Source organism: Corallococcus macrosporus (assembly GCF_017302985.1).
Lineage (GTDB): Bacteria > Myxococcota > Myxococcia > Myxococcales > Myxococcaceae > Corallococcus > Corallococcus macrosporus_A.
On sequence record NZ_JAFIMU010000007.1, the window covers coordinates 1400034 to 1416442 of the forward strand.

Sequence of the window (16409 nt, forward strand, 5' to 3'; positions counted from 1 at the left end):
GCCATTGCGTCACGCCCCCGGAGACTCACGATGAAGACCTTCCTCCAGACACTCCTGTCACAGGTCCCGGGCATCGCGCTCGGCATCACCGGGGGCGTGGCGCTGACCTTCGCCACCCTGGAAGCCCGCGTGGAGCGGATGCTGGACCAGAAGCTGGAAGCGCAGTCCCGACAGCTGCGCGGACTCCATCCCCCCGCTCCCGCCTCCGCCCCGGTGCCCGTGGTGACGCAGGCGCCGGACACGCGCGAGGAGCTGCGGCTCATCCGTGAACAGCTCGCGGTGCTCGCGGCGAGGGAGCCCGCGGCGGCCCCGGCCGTGGAGTCACCCGCGGAGTCGCGTGCCGCCCCCACGCCCGAACAGGTGGAGGCCTCCCGCCAGGGGCAGCGGGTGCTGGATGACGCCATCGCGCGGGGCCGCTGGACGGAAGAGGACCAGCGGCGCTTCCACCAGGCCATCCACGCCGGCCCGCGTGAGGAGGTGGAGGCCCACGAGCGAAGCCTGACCCTGGCCATCAACAGCGGCAGGCTTCGCCCCGTCTTCGACGGCGAGCAATAGCGGCTAGCGCGCCTGGGCGCCGTCAGCGCGGGCGGTGGCCTCGTTCACGATGACGTAGCCGCCAGCGGAGCCCTTCACGTCGATGCCGGAGAAGTGACGGTAGGGGTACGCACCGTCGCCAATCTCCTCCACCAGCTCCAGGGTGTCACCGGTGAGCTGCTGGCCATCCACCTCGGTGGTGAAGGTCTTGCCCTTGAGGTTCATGCGCCAGGTGCAGGCGCCCGTCTCCGCCTGGGGCGCGGCGTTCTCACGCACGGCGAAGGGGAAGGGCAGGTGGCGGAAGTCGATGTCCGCGAAGCCCCAGGCCATGTACACGTTGCCGAACCAGTCCGTGAAGATGACGACGCGAGCGGCGGGTTCGTGGGTGCCGCCGCCCTGGAACACGCCGTCGCGGTACACGTTGACGCGGTAGCTGGAGCCACCGGGCGTCACGGTGAAGCTGGGGGCGATGGACAGCTGCGTTCCGGTCGCGTCCGGCGTGACGCTCAGCGAGCTGACCACCTGGTCGGAATCACGCGCCGCCAGCGAGAACTGGCCCTGGCCCGCGCCCAGGGTCATCCGCGCGGTCTGCTGCCAGCCCGACGCGTTGGAGAACCGGCTGGACACGCCGTCCGTCCGCGCGTTGGTGAGCCCGCGCACCTGGAGCCCCTCGTCCGTGGCGGCCAGCTGCGCGTTGCCGGTGGCACAGCTCTGGATGCCATTGAACCGCGACACACAGGCCTGCGCCTGTGACTCCTGCGCGCCCACGGGGGCCTGCGCGCCGTCCTCCGGCCCCTGGCAACCCGCCAGCGCCAGGAACGCCACCGCCGTCACGTGCACCCTCCGAGCCAGTAACCTGCGAAAACAAATGTTCCAGTTTCCGAAGTAAAAGCTGCTGACGCAGCAAGTCGCTGTAGCCCCGCATGTCACAGGTGTCTGGGTTTGTAGCGTGCACCGCCACTCTTCCACCCCGTCCAGGAGCCGCCGCATGCACGCCCCTTCCGCCGCCGAGGTCCTGCCTCCCGCGCTTCCCTCGGGGCTGCCGTGGGTGGGCCAGGGGCTGGAGTACCGGAGGGATCCGCTGGGCTTCTTCCTGCGCTACGCGGGCGCGGGCGCGGTGGTGCGGACGCGCTTCGTGGGGACGCCCATCTACCTGCTCAACACGTCGGACGCCATCGAGCACGTGCTGGTGAAGAACTTCCGCAACTACCCGAAGGACGCCTTCCAGAAGCGCGCCCTGGAGGCGGTGGTGGGACAGGGGTTGTTCACCAGCCACGGCGACGTCTGGATGCGGCGGCGGCGGATGATGCAGCCGGCCTTCCACAAGCAACTGCTGACCGCGCACGGGAGCGTGGCGGTGAAGGCGGCGAACACGTGGCTCGAGTCGCGACGTGAGGGAGCGTCCTTCGACGCGTATCCGGAGATGATGGCGCTGACGCTGGAGGTGGTGGCGGAGACGCTCTTCGGCGCGGACCTCTCCGCGCGGGCGCGAGAGCTGGGACGGGCCATGGAGGCGGTGATGCTGCACGCCCAGTTCCTCTTCGACACGCCCCTCCCGCTGCCCGCGTGGCTGCCCACGCCGGGACAGCGGCGGTTCCAGGCCGCGATGCGCGCGCTGCACGCCGTCGTGGACGACGTGGTGGAGCGACGGAGGAGGCAGGGAGGCACTGGAGACGACCTGCTGGGGCTGCTGCTGGAGGCGCAGGCCGGAGACGGCGAACCCCTGACGGACGCGCAGCTGCGCGACGAATGTCTGACATTGATGATCGCCGGGCATGAGACAACGGCCGTCGCGCTGACGCTCAGCCTGTGGTTGCTGGCGCGTCATCCGGAGGCGGAGGCCACGCTGCGGCGCGAGCTGGCCACGGTGCTGGGAGGCCGCGAGCCCACGGTGGCGGACCTGCCGTCGCTGCCGTACTGCGAGCAGGTGGTGAAGGAGTCGCTGCGGCTGTATCCGCCCGCGTGGGGAATGAGCCGGGTGGCGGAGGAGGACGACCGGATGGACGGCGTCCACGTCCCCGCCGGCACGGTGGTCGCGTGGTCGCAGTGGGCGCTGCACCGGGACGCTCACCACTTCCCGGAGCCGGAGGCCTTCCGTCCCGAGCGCTGGGCGGATGGCCTGGAGCGGCGCCTCCCGCGCTTCGCCTACTGCCCGTTCGGAGGAGGGTCCAGGCTCTGCATCGGCGCGGGCTCGGCGTTGATGGTGATCCGACTGGTGCTGGCCACGGTGCTCCAGCGCTTCCACTTCGACGCGGAGCCAGGGCCCGCGCCAGAGGTCCTCCCCGCCATCACGCTGCGCCCGAAGGGCGGCGTTCCGCTCACGCCAAGGAAGGTGTAGCCGGAAGGGTCCTCGCGTCGCGGGAATCCGCTGGACGCCCTGTCTGGCATTGCCCAGGCTTGCGCCCATGACGCTTGCATTGACGGCACCGGAGCGCAGTCACCACCTGGAGCGGGAGCACGGACGGCGGGTGGGCTGGACGGAATGGGGCGCGCCTGACGGCGTGCCAGTCCTCTTCTGCACCGGCGCGGCGACGAGCAGCTCGCTGGGCTTTGGCGCGGAGGCGGTGCGCGAGCTGGGAGTGCGGCTGCTCTGCGTGGACCGGGCGGGGCTGGGCCTGTCCCAGCCGGACCCCGACAAGGACTTCTCCCGCTGGACGGCGGACGTCGTGGCGGTGCTGGAGGCCACGGGCGTGTCGCGGCCTCCCGTGGTGGGGTTCTCCCAGGGTGCGCCGTTCGCGGTGGCCCTCGCGGGAGCGGGGCGCGTGTCCGCGATGGCGCTCGTGGCGGGACAGGACGAGCTGGCCCATCCCGCCACCCGGGCCCTGTTGCCGCCGCAGGTCGCGGGGATGGTTTCCGCCATCGAGGCGGATCGCGCGGGCTTCGAGGCCGGCTTCGCGGCGCGCGCGGACGCGGACGGCATGTGGGCGCTGGTCGACGGCATGAGCGGGCCGGAGGATCGCGCGCGCTACCGCGAGCCCGCCTTCGAAGCGGCGTATCGCCAAGCGCTGCGCGAGGGCTTCGCGCAAGGCGCCAGCGGCTACGCGCGCGACCTGACCCTGGCGATGGGCCCGTGGCCCTTCCCTCCCGAAGCCATCACCGTGCCCGTGCGGCTCTGGTACGGGGCGCTCGACACCAGCCCGGTGCATTCGCCGGATGGAGGCGCGCTGCTCGCCACGCGCTTCCCTCGCGCGGTCCGCCACTTCCTGCCGGACGAAGGCGGCTCGCTGCTGTGGACGCGCGCACGGGACATCCTCCGCGACCTGCTGGCCGCCGCGGAGTGAAGGGCGCTCGCGGGTGAACACTGCAACTGGCCCTGACTCCTGGGACGAGCGACTTTACGGAGCGTCCGGCTTCCGGTTCGCGGGACGCGGATCCACCTTTGGAGGTGAGGAGTCACACACCCCATGGATGCGGAAGGCACATCGGAGTTGGGAGCCGCGAAGGTTCCCCTCGTGTCCACCCAGAAGCAGCAGCGCACGCGGCGCGCGCCCCGGAAGCTGAAGCCCTCGCGGCTCCAGGCCGTGGACTTCCGCTCCGTGGAGGAGCGCATGGACGCCGGACGCGCCCTGCGCAAGCGCTGTCCCCGGAGCAGCCACGCCACGTGGAAGGCCTTCCGGGGACGCGACCCGCTCGCGCAGCTCAAGGAGTCCGACGCCACGCGGCTGCCGTGGCTGGTGCCCGTGCGCCATGAGCGCATGTCGGAGTCCCCCTTCGCCTTCCTGCGCGGCACACCCTTCGTCATGGCGCGCGACCTGGCGCACACGCCGCACAGCGGCCTGCGCACCCAGATCTGCGGCGACGCGCACCTGGCCAACTTCGGCCTGTTCGGCACGCCCGAGCGCAACCTCGTCTTCGACCTGAACGACTTCGACGAGACGCTGCCCGGCCCCTTCGAGTGGGACGTGAAGCGCCTGGCCGCGAGCTTCGTCATGGCGGCGAAGCAGAACGGCCTGGGCGCCCGCTGCGGGAGGAAGGCCGCGCGAAAGGCCGTGGAGTCCTACCGGCTCACGATGCGCGAGCTGACCACGAAGAGCCTGCTGGAGGTCTGGTCGCTGCACGTGGACGCGAAGGAGCTGAGGCGCTCGGACTCCGAGGACACCGCGAAGCTGGCCGCGGAGGCGGTGGAGAAGGCCAGGCGCCACACCAGCGCGCACGCGGTGGAGAAGCTCACCGTGGAGCGCAACGGCCAGCGCCACCTGGCCTACCAGCCGCCCCTGCTCTTCCCGCTCACGGCGGTGAAGATGGACGTGTCGCCGTCGGAGCTGGAGCGGCGCATCAAGCGGCTCACGGTGGGCTACCTGGCGTCCCTGGACGGCGCGGTGCGCGACCTGTGCCTGCGCTACCAGCGCAAGGAGTGGGGCTTCAAGGTCGTGGGCGTGGGGAGCGTGGGGCTCCAGGCCTACGTCGTGCTGTGTGAAGGCAACGGCGGGGAGGACCCGCTGGTGTTGCAGCTGAAGGAAGCGAAGGCGTCCGTCCTGGAGCCCTACCTGGGCCCCAGCGAGTTCCGCAGCGCCGGCGAGCGCGTGGTGGTGGGCCAGCGGCGCATGCAGGCCTTCTCCGACCTGTTCCTCGGCTGGACGGAGGTGGAGGGCATGGGCGCCTTCTACGTGCGCCAGCTGCGCGACATGAAGGGGTCCCTGGACGCGGAGAAGATGGACGCGCCGGTGTTCCAGGACTACGCGGACGCGTGTGGCGCGACGCTGGCGAGGGCCCACGCAAGGACAGGGGATGCCGCGCTCATCGCGGGATACCTGGGCAGCAACGACCACTTCGATGAAGCCATCGCGGAGTTCGCCTGCGCCTACGCGGACCAGGTGGAGTCCGACTACGGGAACTTCATCGACGCGCAGGCGAAGGCACTGGAAGCGCTGACGCACTGAACGGTCCGTTGAAGTCGCCGTGCCCCGAGGCCAGGATGCCGGGCCTCCCGACTCTCCGGGAGGCACCTTCGGGAACTCCATGCGCTTGGGTGTAGCCGTTTCCCTGCTGCTGCTCATGGCAGGATGTGCGACCTCCCGTGTCGTGGTCCAGCTCGAGACCGGGAACGGGCAACGGGTCGTCCACGATGCGGTGGACGTGGCCCCGGTCCAGGTGGACGAGGACGCATTCACGTCCGCCCTCACGCAGCTCATCCTGGACCTGCGCATGGACGTTGCGTTCCGTGAGACGGAAGCAGCGGATGCGCGAGGCTGGGTGCGCTCCAGGACGCTGCTCGCCTCCTCGGGGGGCATCGCGGACGACGGCCTGTCCCTGGTGGGAGGCACGGGGCTGACGCTTTCGCGCAAGGACCGGACGCTCATGGCGCTGTCCTTCGCGCTCGACAGCGTGTGGGAGGGCGTCGGGGCCGAGGTGGGCAAGCTGCTGAACCCGGCGGCGCTCAAGGCCATGGTGACGTCGGCCGCGCTGAGCCTGCTGCTCACGATGACGCTGCCCGAGCCTGTCACCAAGGCCATCGCCGTGGCGCTGACGGCGGCGACGGTGGCCTACCTGGGCATCGTGCCGGTCTGGGAGATGGGCCGGGGCTTCGTGCGGCTCTGGGACGAAGCGGGGACGGCGACGAGTGTCATTGAATTGCAGGACATCGGGCACCGCTTCGGAAGGGTGCTCGGCGCGAACGGCACGCGCGTCCTGGTGCTGCTCGTCACGGCGTCGCTCGGCGGCAAGAACGCGATGGCGGCCCAGGGTCCGAAGCTCCCGGGCTTCCCCCAGGCCGCGCTCCGAGCTGAAGCGGAGGCGGGTTTCCAGCTCGGGGCCGCCATGAGCGGCGGCGTGACGTCCATCTCGCTGCCCGCCGCAGGCGTGCTCAACGTGGCGCTCGCACCGGGTGCCGCCGCGACGCTCGCGATGTACTCGAACGGCCAGATTCCAGGTGACACCGAGGGGCCCGTTCACCACATCTGCACGAACAAGAACCCTGTCTCCGCCGCGACAGGCGGTCCCTGGACACCGGCGTGTGAGGAAATCTTCGAGAAGGCCGGCATGACCCTCGAGGACGCTGCAAACAAGGTGCGGCTCAAGGGGCACGAGGGGCCTCATCCTGAGCGCTATCACAGCCAGGTTGTGAACCGTCTACAGGAGGCCGTGAGGACTTGCCGAACCACGGAAACCTGTCGTGCGAAGCTGCTGAATGAGCTCGCCACCATCGCGAACGAATTGCTGACACCGGGCTCGAAATTGCGTGGCTACATCGTGAGATAGGAGGGCAGCGTGGAACGGAACTTCTATTGGGTGAACATCGCGGATGTGCCTCAGTGGTACATCACGACGCCCACGCCAGCGTCCGGTGGATCCTTCGATGAGCCGTGGATGTTCGGGGAGGGCCGCCTTCTTCCAGACCCTGGTGGCATCAAGGCGCGGGTCAGGAATCCAGGGCAGAAACGCGCTTTCGTGTTCGCAGGAGTTGAACGCTCACCCATCGTCAGCGCAGCCGTCGCGAACGTGTTCAGGACCTTCGCTCCAGCGGATGTACAGCTGTTCCCGGTGTCCATCGAGGGAGAAGCCGAGCCGTACTTCGTCGTCAATGCGAACCGAGTGGTGGATTGCATCGACGAGGTGCGATGCCTGGAAGTGCAGCACCATCCCGAGGGCTCGTTCCCTGAATATGCGGGGGAGTACCGCTGGATCGATGGCCTGCGGATCGACCCTTCGAAGACGGAGGGCGCGCAGGTCCTGCGGCCCATGAAGTTCAAAACCGCGTTCATCGTCTCCGAGGAGATCAAGGCCGCCCTCGAAGCGGTGGGCAACCTGGGAGTGTCTTTCGAGCGCGTGACGGGGCCGTAGGGAGCGGGGCGCTCGCGCTCTGAGAAATCGGGCGTTCCTGGTGTACAGCCACTCGTCCTGAAGTCTGTCATTGATTGACGGACGCGAGGGTCGGGCCCAGTTATTCCCTACCCTCTGGTTGTAACTCTTCACAACGCCCTCAACCCCCACCCGCCCGCGCGGGCCGGTGGAACCCGTCCTGGTGTCTCGGAGGGAGGGACGGTGTCCACCATCACGCGCACCCCCACCCATGACGACCCGTACGAACTGGCTGTCCGCCGCCGTGCTGACCGTGGCCCTCTACGTCGTGCCCGCTTCCGCGCAGTCCGCGCAGTGCGTGAACGCGGACTCCACCGAAGCCGTGGCCGTCACGGCCGTCACCACCGCTGTGAACGCGGCGCGCACCGCGGCGGACACCACCCGCAATGCCCTCGCTTCGCTGAACCTGTTCACCATCCTCGCGGCCACCCAGCAGAACACCTCCGCGCTCCTGGCGGTCGCCCAGGCTGAAGCGGCGGTGGCCATGCTGGCGCCCTCCGCCCTGACGACGGACCTCCGCGCTCCGCTCGCCACCGTGACCTCCGGCGTCAGCAACCTGCGCGACGCCACCAGCCTGCTGCTCGCGGGAAACCCCGGTGCCGCGCAGCAGGCTTTCACCGTGGCACTCGGACAGGTGGACTCGGCGGTGGGCCTGGCCCGCTCGCTGCCGCCGCTCTGCCAGTGACGCATGCGGGTGCTCAGCCCGCCAGTTGCGTCCAGTCCTCGTCGTGGGTGAAGGCCTGAGCAGCATCAGGGGTCCGTTGCAGTTGTGATTCCCCGAGGTCAGGATGCCGCGCCTCCTGAGTTCCCGGAAGGCAAACCTCGGGGAAGCCATGAGATGGTTTGTAGCCGTTCCCCTGCTGCTACTCATGGCAGGGTGTTCGACCTCCCGTGTTGTGGTCCATCTCGAGACCGGGAACGGTCAGCGCATCGTCCACGATGCGGTGGAGATGGCCCCGGTCCAGGTGGACGAGGACGCATTCACGTCCGCGCTCACGCAGCTCATCCTGGACCTGCGCATGGACGTTGCGCTCCGTGAGACGGAAGCAGCGGATGCGCGAGGCTGGGTGCGCTCCAGGACGCTGCTCGCCTCCTCGGGGGGCATCGCGGACGACGGTCTGTCCCTGGTGGGAGGCACGGGGCTGACGCTTTCGCGCAAGGACCGGACGCTCATGGCGCTGTCCTTCGCGCTCGACAGCGTGTGGGAGGGCGTCGGGGCCGAGGTGGGCAAGCTGCTGAACCCGGCGGCGCTCAAGGCCATGGTGACGTCGGCCGCGCTGAGCCTGCTGCTCACGATGACGCTGCCCGAGCCTGTCACCAAGGCCATCGCCGTGGCGCTGACGGCGGCGACGGTGGCCTACCTGGGCATCGTGCCGGTCTGGGAGATGGGCCGGGGCTTCGTGCGGCTCTGGGACGAAGCGGGGACGGCGACGAGTGTCATTGAATTGCAGGACATCGGGCACCGCTTCGGAAGGGTGCTCGGCGCGAACGGAACGCGCGTCCTCGTGCTGCTCGTCACGGCGTCGCTCGGCGGCAAGAACGCGATGGCGGCCCAGGGTCCGAAGCTCCCGGGCTTCCCCCAGGCCGCGCTCCGAGCTGAAGCGGAGGCGGGTTTCCAGCTCGGGGCCGCCATGAGCGGCGGCGTGACGTCCATCTCGCTGCCCGCCGCAGGCGTGCTCAACGTGGCGCTCGCACCGGGTGCCGCCGCGGCGCTCGCGATGTACTCGAACGGCCAGATTCCAGGTGACACCGAGGGGCCGGTTCACCACATCTGCACGAACAAGAACCTCATCTCGACTGTCACAGGCGGTCCTTGGACGCCGAGATGCGAAGATGTCTTCAAGAAGGCCGGCATGACCCTCGAAGACGCTTCCAACAAGGTGCATCTCAATGGTCATGAAGGACCACACCCGGAGCAGTATCACAACGCGGTTATGGTTCGTCTTGAACGTGCCGTTGCACGATGTAGGACGACGGAGACCTGCCGGGCCAGTTTGATGGAGGAACTCGCAAGGATCGCCAACGAACTTCTAACGCCGGGCTCTTCGTTGAGGAGTCTCATCGTGAAGGTGGAGGGCTGAGGTGGAGCGTCACTTCTACTGGCTGGGTATCGCTGACGTACCGCAGTGGGTGGTCATGACGCCTGCACCCGCAGGCGGTGGTGCGTTCGATGAGCCCTGGATGTTCGCGGACGGTCGCGTGCTTCCAGACCCTGGGCACATGAGAGCCCAGATTTCACATGCGGGTAGACAGCGCGCATTCGTGTTCTCTGGGATAGAGCAGGCCCCCATCGTCAGCGAAGCCGTCGCGAACGCCTTCAAGTCCATCGCGCCAGGCGATGTTCAACTATTTCCGGTGTCGATCGAGGGAGAAGCCGAGTCGTACTTCGTCGTCAATGCGACCCGTGTGATTGATTGCATTGACGAGGCACGATGCCGGGAGGTGCATCACTATGCCCCAGGCTCATTCCCTGAATACGAAGGGGAGTACCGCTGGATCTACGGCCTGCGGATCGACCCGACGAAGACGGAGGGCGCGCAGGTCTTTCGGCCCCTGAAGTTCAAGACCGCGTTCATCGTCTCCGAAGAGCTCAAGAGCGCCCTCGAAGCGGTGGGGAACCTGGGAGTGTCATTCGAACGCGTGACGGGGCTGCGCGCACCCTGAGTGAGGAGTGCTCCACGGCCTGGGGGCTTGACGCGCCTCTCTTGGAGATGGCCGTCCCTGAACGGCCGCTGCTACCATGACCGGCATTGCCCCGGAGCGGCATCCGCAACCCGCTCCCCCCTTCGCTCCGGGTGCTCGAAAGAATGCCTTCATGAGTGAGCCGAACCTCTCCTCCTTCATCTGGTCGGTCGCGGACCTGCTGCGCGGTGACTACAAGCAGTCTGAATACGGGAAGGTCATCCTCCCGTTCACGGTGCTGCGGCGCCTCGACTGTGTGCTCGAAGCGACGAAGCCCGCGGTCCTCGCGGAGAAGGTGGCCCGCGAGAAGGCGAAGCTCAACCCCGAGCCCTTCCTGCTCAAGAAGTCCGGCCAGCACTTCTTCAACACGTCGCCGCTCGACCTGAAGAAGCTCATGGGCGACCAGCACAACATCGCCGAGAACCTGCGCGCCTACGTGCAGGAGTTCTCACCGTCGGTGCGGGACATCTTCGAGCGCTTCGAGTTCCACACGCAGATCGACAGGCTTGCGAAGACCGGGCTGCTGTACCTGGTGACGGAGAAGTTCGCGAACATCGACCTGCACCCCGACGTCGTGAACAACGAGAAGATGGGCTCGGTGTTCGAGGAGCTGATCCGCAAATTCGCCGAACTGTCGAACGAGACCGCCGGAGAGCACTTTACGCCCCGCGAGGTCATCCGGCTCATGGTCAACCTCCTCTTCATCGAGGACGACGACGCACTCGTGAAGCCGGGCATTGTGCGCCACCTGTACGACCCGACGGCCGGCACGGGTGGCATGTTGAGTGTGGCTGGTGAGCACCTGGCCGAGCTGAATCCAGGTGCCCGTCTGGTCATGTACGGACAGGAGCTGAACCCCGAGTCGTACGCCATCTGCAAGGCGGACATGCTCATCAAGGGGCAGGACGTCGCCAACATCGTCTTCGGCAACACGCTCTCCGCGGACGGCCACCCCGGGAAGCACTTCGACTACATGCTGTCGAACCCGCCGTTCGGCGTGGAGTGGAAGAAGATCGAGAAGGAGGTCCGCAAGGAGGCCGAACAGCAGGGCTTCAATGGCCGCTTCGGCCCGGGCCTGCCGCGTGTGAGTGACGGCTCGCTGCTGTTCCTCCTGCACCTGGTGTCGAAGATGCGGCCGGAGAAGGACGGCGGAAGCCGCTTCGGCATCGTCCTCAACGGCTCGCCGCTCTTCACGGGTGGGGCGGGGTCGGGTGAGAGCGAAATCCGCCGCTACATGCTGGAGAACGACTTGGTGGAGGCCATCATCGGCCTGCCCACGGACATGTTCTACAACACGGGCATCAGCACCTATGTGTGGATCGTAAGCAACCGGAAGCCTGCCCAGCGCAAGGGCAAGGTGCAACTCATCGACGCGAGCAGCTTCTTCCAGAAGATGCGCAAGAGCCTCGGCAGCAAGCGCAAGGAATTGAGCCCTGAGCACATCACGGACATCACGCAAATCTTCGGCGCCTTCAGGAAGGTGACGCGGGCGGGGGTGCCCATCAGCCGCATCTTCAAGAACGAGGACTTCGGCTACCGCACCATCGCGGTCGAGCGTCCCGAGCGTGACGCGCAGGGCCGCCCGGTGCTGGGGACGAAGGGCAAGGGCAAGGGCAAGCCCGTGGCGGACGCGAACCTGCGCGACACGGAGAACGTCCCGCTGTCCGAGGATGTCGCTACGTACTTCCAACGCGAGGTGATCCCCCATGCGCCGGACGCTTGGATCGATCACGAGAAGACGAAGGTGGGCTACGAGATTCCCTTCAACCGGCACTTCTACATCTTCAAGCCGCCGCGTCCGCTCGCGGAGATTGATGCTGAGTTGAAGGGTGTTACCGACCGTATCGTCACGATGATTGGTGGGCTGTCGAAATGAGTTTCCCTCGCTACCCAAAGTACAAGGACAGCGGTGTCGAGTGGTTGGGGGAAGTGCCGACGCACTGGGAGCTTCGAAAGCTCAAGCACATCGCATCATTCGTGGGAGGGGGGACACCGAGTCGAGAGCGCCCTGACTATTGGAACGGCAATACTCCTTGGGTTTCCCCAAAGGATATGAAATCCGAGCGCATCACTGAGACTGAGGAGGCCATCACCATGGACGGCTTGGCCAATAGTACAGCCACGCTCATCCCGCCCCAGCAGGTCCTCATGGTGGTGCGGTCGGGAATCTTGAAGCATACGATTCCCGTCGCCATCAACGATGTGCCAGTGGCACTGAACCAAGATGTCAAAGCGATTTCCTTCCTCACGGATTTCTGCATTTCAAGCTACTTTCTTCGCTGGGTACAGGGCCTTAACGACAGCCTTCTGAATGCATGGGCAAAACAGGGGGCCACTGTCGAGAGTCTTGAGTCCGAGTATCTTACGAATACCGTTATCGCGCTTCCAACTCTCTCTGAGCAAAGCGCCATCACAGCGTTCCTTGATTGCGAAACCACGAAGATCGATGAGTTGGTGGCCGAGCAGGAACGATTGATCGAGCTACTGAAGGAAAAGCGCGGAGCCGTCATCTCCCACGCCGTCACCAAGGGGTTGAACCCCGACGCTCCCATGAAACCCTCGGGCGTCGAGTGGCTGGGCGAGGTGCCAGCGCATTGGGAGGTCAAAAAGCTAAAGCATGTCAGTCCCGAATTGACGGTGGGCATCGTGGTTGAGCCTTCAAAGCTATACGTTGACGAGGGCGTTCCGGCACTTCGCTCACTCAATGTCCGGGCTGGGGAAATCTCGTTGGACAACATGGTTTTCATCACCCATACGGGTCATAAAATCCATTCGAAGTCGAGACTGAGAGCAGGCGATATTGTCGCCGTTCGAACGGGCCAACCTGGGGCGGCGGCTGTGATTCCACTGGAACTTGACGGCTGCAACTGCATCGACCTTATTGTGATCCGGAAGCCAATTATCGGTTCCGAACGATTTCTGTGCTGGTACTTCGGCTCTGACTCGGCGTTGGGCCAGTTCGCGGTCGGCTCTGGCGGCGCGATCCAACAGCACTTCAACATCAGCACCGCTGCGGAACTCATTATTCCAGTGCCACCCGCTGCCGACCAAATCCGCATCGCAGCTTTCCTAGATGCGACGACCGCAAAGTTCGACGCCCTCACTGCGGAGGCCCAGCGCGCCATCGAACTCCTCCAAGAGCGCCGCACCGCCCTGATCTCCGCCGCTGTCACCGGCCAGATCGACGTCCGTGCCATCGCCGGAAGGGCCGCGGCGTGAGCCTCCACAAGGAAATCAGCTTCGAGTCCGAGATCTGCGCCCACCTCGCCTCTCAAGGTTGGCTCTACTCAGACAAAGACGCATCAGCCTACGACCGTTCCCGCGCGCTCTTCCCGCCCGATGTCCTCACCTGGGTCCAGGCCACCCAACCCAAGGCCTGGGAGACGCTGACGAAGAACCACGGCAGCAAGGCCGAAGAGACGCTGCTCAACCGCCTGCGCGACCAGCTTAATCAGCGTGGCACGCTCGATGTCCTGCGCCACGGCATCGAATTGCTGGGCCTCAAGCAGCCGCTCAAGCTCGCCGAGTTCAAGCCCGCGCTCGCCATCAACCCCGACATCTTCGCGCGCTACGAAGCCAACCGGCTGCGCGTGGTGCGGCAAGTGCGCTACTCCGTCCACAACGAGAACAGCATCGACTTGGTGCTCTTCCTCAATGGAGTGCCTGTCGCGACGGCCGAGCTGAAGACCGACTTCACCCAAAGCGTCACGGACGCCATCGACCAGTACCGTTTCGACCGACTGCCGCATCCCAAGGGCCAATCCCCTGAACCGCTGCTCTCCTTCCCGAGCGGTGCGCTGGTGCACTTCGCTGTGAGCAACCGCGAAGTCCACATGGTGACGCGCCTTGAAGGGCCGGCGACCGGCTTCCTTCCCTTCAACCAGGGCGACGACGGCGGCGCGGGCAACCCCGTGAATCCTTCCGGCGGCCACCGCACCGCGTACCTGTGGGAGCAGGTCTGGGCGCGCGAGAGCTGGCTCGAAATCCTGGGGCGCTACCTCATTGCCCAGCGCGACCCGAAGAAGCAGATCACCCGGCTCCTCTTCCCCCGTTACCACCAGCTGGACGTTACCCGGAAGCTCCAGGCCGCAGTGCTCGCGGATGGCCCCGGCACGAAGTACCTTGTGCAGCACTCAGCCGGTTCGGGGAAGACGAACTCCATTGCCTGGACGGCGCACTTCCTGGCCGAGCTGCACGACGCCCAGCACCAGAAGGTTTTCGACACGGTGCTGGTCGTCTCCGACCGCAACGTCATCGACACCCAGCTCCAGGAGGCCATCTTCGGTTTCGAGCGCACGACCGGCGTCGTGGCCACCATCACGAACAAGGACGGGAGCAAGAGCGGCAAGCTCGCCGAGGCGCTCTCCGGCAAGAAGAAGATCGTCGTCTGCACCGTCCAGACGTTCCCCTTCGCCATCGAGGAAGTGCGGCGGCTGGCTGCGACGCAAGGCAAGCGCTTCGCCGTCATCGCCGACGAGGCCCACAGCTCACAGACCGGTGAGACCGCCTCCAAGCTCAAGTCCGTCCTCTCCCCTGCGGAGCTGGCGGAGCTCAACGACGGTGGCGAGGTGAGCAGCGAGGACCTCCTCACGGCGCAGATGGAGTCACGCGCCAGTGACGCCGGCATCACGTTCGTTGCGTTCACGGCCACGCCGAAGAGCAAGACGATGGAGATCTTCGGCACCCGGCCGGATCCGTCGCGCAAGCCCGCGCCCGACAACATCCCGGTGCCCTTCCACGTCTATTCCATGCGGCAGGCCATCGAGGAGAAGTTCATCCTCGACGTGCTGAAGAACTACACGCCGTACAGCCTGGCCTTCAAGCTCGCCCATGAAGGCAAGGAGGTGGACGAGAAGGAGGTGGAGAAGAGCGCCGCGCTGAAGCGGATCATGGGCTGGGTCCGGCTCCATCCCTACAACATCGAGCAGAAGGTACGGGTCGTGGTGGAGCACTACCGAGCGCACGTCGCCCCGCTGCTGGCTGGACAGGCCAAGGCGATGGTCGTCGTCGCCAGCCGGGTGGAGGCCGTGCGCTGGCAGCTCGCCATCGAGAAGTACATCCAGGAGCACGGCTATAAGATGGGGACGCTCGTGGCGTTCTCCGGCGAGGTCGTGGACGGGAAGTCCGGACCGGAGCCGTTCACAGAGAACAGCAAGGCGCTGAACCCCCACCTGAAGGGACGCGACATCCGGGAGGCATTTAAGGGCGGCGAGTACCAGGTGCTGCTCGTCGCGAACAAGTTCCAGACCGGCTTCGACCAGCCCCTGCTCTGCGGCATGTACGTGGACAAGCGGTTGGCGGGCATCCAGGCGGTCCAGACGCTGTCGCGGCTGAACCGCGCGCATCCGGGCAAGGACACGACCTACATCGTGGACTTCGTCAATGACGCGGCGGACATCCTCACCGCGTTCAAGACGTACTACACGACCGCGGAGCTGTCGGCCACGACCGACCCGAACGTGGTGTTCAACCTGCGCGCCAAGCTTGACGGTGCGGGCCATTACGACGACTTCGAGGTCGAGCGTGTGGTGGAAGCAGAGCTCAACCCCAGGGCGAGGCAGAGTGACCTCGTGAAGGCCATCGAGCCGGTCGTGGACCGGCTCATGAAGCGCTTCAAGGCCGCGCAAGAGGCACTCAGAGCCGCCAACGAACGCGCTGACTCGAAGGCCCGGAAGGACGCGAAGGCTGAGCTGGATGCCCTCGCCCTCTTCAAGTCGGACATGGGGGCCTACCTCCGGCTCTACACGTTCCTCTCCCAGATTTTCGACTACGGCAGCACCGCCATCGAGAAGCGGGCCATTTTCTACAAACGCCTGCTCCCGCTGCTTGAGTTTGGACGCGAGCGCGAGGACATCGACCTGTCGAAGGTGAAGCTCACGCACTACACGCTCAGGGAGCATGCCAAGGTCCCGCTTCCGCTCTCCGTGGGAGAGAAGCCGACGCTCTTCCCCGCGACGGAGGCGGGCGGAGGCAGCGTGCAGGAGAAGGAGCGTGCAAGGCTCCAGGAGATCATTGAAAAGGTGAACACGCTGTTCGAAGGAGAGCTTTCGGACCAGGACAAGCTCGTCTACGTGAACAGTGTCTTGCTGGGAAAATTGCTGGAGTCCACCACGCTGGCCCAGCAGGCCGCGAACAACACCAAGGAGCAGTTCGCGAACTCGCCAGATCTCCGGGAAGAGATCATGAGTGCCATCATCGACGCGCTCGACGCGCATGCGCTGATGAGCAAACAGGCGCTGGACTCCGAGAGCGTCCGCAATGGCATCAAGGACATCCTGCTCAACCACGCGATGCTGTGGGAGGCCCTGCGATCCAAGGTGCGCACGGTTGGAGAGAATCCTCAGCGGTAGGTTCGCATGGTCAGGGAATGCGATTGGAGCTCCTGATGCGGCTTC

At 66.3% G+C, this 16409-nt stretch carries 13 protein-coding genes; 12 read left to right on the forward strand and 1 reads right to left on the reverse strand.

Annotation, left to right across the window (positions count from 1 at the left end):
* Positions 1-30 precede the first annotated feature (30 nt).
* Complete coding sequence (locus tag JYK02_RS17965; RefSeq protein ID WP_207052615.1) at positions 31-555, forward strand: hypothetical protein; 525 nt, start codon at positions 31-33, stop codon at positions 553-555.
* 3 nt (positions 556-558) lie between these two features.
* On the opposite strand, the gene JYK02_RS17970 is transcribed toward JYK02_RS17965, so the two are convergent.
* Positions 559-1368, reverse strand: coding sequence for a hypothetical protein (locus JYK02_RS17970; protein ID WP_207052617.1), 810 nt, complete (start codon positions 1366-1368; stop codon positions 559-561).
* A 154-nt stretch (positions 1369-1522) separates the two neighbouring features.
* Between JYK02_RS17970 and JYK02_RS17975 the strand changes: the two genes are divergently transcribed.
* The 11 genes from JYK02_RS17975 to JYK02_RS18025 all read left to right on the forward strand — a co-directional run bounded on the left by JYK02_RS17975 (position 1523) and on the right by JYK02_RS18025 (position 16364).
* On the forward strand, positions 1523-2872 hold the full coding sequence (locus JYK02_RS17975) for a cytochrome P450 (RefSeq protein ID WP_207052619.1): 1350 nt from the start codon (positions 1523-1525) through the stop codon (positions 2870-2872).
* 67 nt (positions 2873-2939) lie between these two features.
* Entirely contained in the window at positions 2940-3815 is an 876-nt protein-coding gene (locus JYK02_RS17980; RefSeq protein WP_207052621.1) for an alpha/beta fold hydrolase, read from the forward strand.
* Positions 3816-3986: 171 nt separating this feature from the next.
* Positions 3987-5414: a DUF2252 family protein gene (locus tag JYK02_RS17985; protein WP_207052623.1), complete on the forward strand. Its 1428-nt coding sequence runs from the start codon at positions 3987-3989 to the stop codon at positions 5412-5414.
* A gap of 79 nt (positions 5415-5493) precedes the next feature.
* On the forward strand, positions 5494-6732 hold the full coding sequence (locus JYK02_RS17990; RefSeq protein ID WP_207052625.1) for an AHH domain-containing protein: 1239 nt from the start codon (positions 5494-5496) through the stop codon (positions 6730-6732).
* A gap of 9 nt (positions 6733-6741) precedes the next feature.
* Positions 6742-7314, forward strand: coding sequence for an imm11 family protein (locus JYK02_RS17995; RefSeq protein WP_207052627.1), 573 nt, complete (start codon positions 6742-6744; stop codon positions 7312-7314).
* 229 nt (positions 7315-7543) lie between these two features.
* Positions 7544-8017, forward strand: a complete 474-nt coding sequence (locus JYK02_RS18000; RefSeq protein ID WP_207052629.1) for a hypothetical protein — start codon at positions 7544-7546, stop codon at positions 8015-8017.
* A gap of 148 nt (positions 8018-8165) precedes the next feature.
* A complete protein-coding gene (locus tag JYK02_RS18005; protein WP_207055177.1) occupies positions 8166-9413 on the forward strand; it encodes an AHH domain-containing protein in 1248 nt (415 codons plus the stop codon).
* Between the two features lies 1 nt (position 9414).
* Complete coding sequence (locus tag JYK02_RS18010) at positions 9415-9996, forward strand: imm11 family protein (RefSeq protein WP_207052631.1); 582 nt, start codon at positions 9415-9417, stop codon at positions 9994-9996.
* A 151-nt stretch (positions 9997-10147) separates the two neighbouring features.
* Positions 10148-11890 carry a type I restriction-modification system subunit M gene (locus JYK02_RS18015; protein WP_207052633.1) on the forward strand — a complete coding sequence of 581 codons (1743 nt, stop codon included), beginning with the start codon at positions 10148-10150 and terminating at the stop codon, positions 11888-11890.
* Positions 11887-13233, forward strand: a complete 1347-nt coding sequence (locus JYK02_RS18020) for a restriction endonuclease subunit S (protein ID WP_207052635.1) — start codon at positions 11887-11889, stop codon at positions 13231-13233. Before JYK02_RS18015 ends, JYK02_RS18020 begins: the two co-directional genes overlap by 4 nt.
* On the forward strand, positions 13230-16364 hold the full coding sequence (locus tag JYK02_RS18025) for a type I restriction endonuclease (protein WP_207052637.1): 3135 nt from the start codon (positions 13230-13232) through the stop codon (positions 16362-16364). Before JYK02_RS18020 ends, JYK02_RS18025 begins: the two co-directional genes overlap by 4 nt.
* Positions 16365-16409 lie beyond the last annotated feature (45 nt).